This is a genomic window from Rhizobacter sp. P3_B12, from assembly GCF_056402895.1.
This window is the reverse complement of the sequence record NZ_JBFUGN010001503.1, coordinates 1-972: the sequence shown is the minus strand read 5'-3', so window position 1 is coordinate 972 and position 972 is coordinate 1. Positions and strand designations below refer to the sequence as shown.

1 protein-coding gene is annotated in these 972 nt (G+C 73.9%); it reads right to left on the bottom strand.

Features of this window, described 5'->3' with window-relative positions:
- Positions 1–891: PAS domain S-box protein (locus tag AC1D01_RS36460; RefSeq protein ID WP_477874655.1), on the bottom strand; the 891-nt coding region annotated here is incomplete at its 3' end.
- Positions 892–972 lie beyond the last annotated feature (81 nt).

The window sequence follows — 972 nt, the reverse complement described above, 5'->3', positions numbered from 1 at the left end:
CTGCAGGCTGGAGGCCAGCAGGCTGGACAGCGAATCGAGGAAACGGACCTCGTCGTCACCGAAGCGGCGCGCCTCGCGGGTGCGCACCGCCAGCGTGCCGACGATGCTGCCGCGGTCGGACAGCGGCACCACCAGCGCGCTGACCAGCCCGCGCTGCAGGTAGTCGGCCGGCACCTGGAAGCGCGTCTCGCGTGCGTAGTCCGACACCAGCACCGGCCGGCCCTCGGCCACCACGAAGCCGGGCGGCGTGTCGCGCCGGTTCGGCACGCGCTGGCCCTCGGTCTCCGCGCCGGCCAGGCCGACGCCGGCGGCGAGCCGGAACTCGCGCCGGTCGGGCTCCAGCAGGTACACGACGGCGGTCTCGACCTGCAGCCCCTCGGCCGCGATCTGCGGCACCTGGCGCAGCAGCGCCTGCGGGTCGCGGGTATCGACCGCCAGCCGCGCGAGCTTGGCGACGTATTCGCTGTAGCGGGCCTGCTGCAGCGCCTGCTGCACCCGCGGGTAGGCCGCGATGCCACGGATCGCCGCGACCACGTACGGCAGGCCGTCGTCCGTCAGCGGGCTGAGCGCGATCTCGACGATCACCTCGCTGCCATCCTTGCGGCGCGCGGCCAGCTCCAGCTGCGTGCCCATCGGCCGCGGCTTCGGGTTCTTGCCGTAGCCGTCGCGGTAGCCCGCATGGTGCGGGCGGACGCTGTCGGGCACCAGCGCATCGACCGGCATGCCGGGCAGCTCGTCGACCGCGTAGCCCAGCAGGGCCGCGGCGGCCGGGTTGGCGCGCACGATCACGCCCTGGGCATCGGCCAGCAGCAAGGCATCGGGATAGGCGGCGAACAGCGAGCGGAACAGGCGGCCCTCTTCCGGCGTGGGTGGCGGCAGGCGGTGTGGCATCGGCAGCTCGTCGTTCAGGCGCCGAAGCACTCAGGCACCAACCACCGGCACCGCGAGCATGTAGCCGGCGCTGCGCACCGA